This is a genomic window from Pseudomonas sp. 20P_3.2_Bac5, assembly GCF_025466035.1.
GTDB lineage: Bacteria > Pseudomonadota > Gammaproteobacteria > Pseudomonadales > Pseudomonadaceae > Aquipseudomonas.
In genome coordinates, this window is record NZ_JANLOA010000107.1 from 1 (window position 1) to 265 (window position 265).

Sequence of the window (265 nt, forward strand, 5' to 3'; positions counted from 1 at the left end):
CGACGCATTGACCGCGATGGTGATGCTCTGGCCGTTGGCGAGGCTGATAACCAGTGGCGCGCCGGTGACCGGTGCGCTGACGGTCGCGGTGTACGTGACGACGCCGCCTTCGGTCACGCTCGGGGTCGCAGTCAGGGTCACGGTCGAGGTGTCGATGGTGTCAGTCACGGCCGTCACGGCTGGCGTGCTGCTTACGTTCAACTTCTCGAAATCACCGCCGCTGGTGCCAGTGATGGTGGCGCTGACGTTGCCGCTGTCGACGTAC

Annotated in this window: 1 protein-coding gene; it reads right to left on the minus strand. The window is 65.3% G+C overall.

What is annotated here, in order from left to right; translation table 11 throughout:
- The coding region (locus tag NTD88_RS20175) for an immunoglobulin-like domain-containing protein (protein ID WP_262191755.1) at positions 1-265 on the minus strand (265 nt) is incomplete at both ends.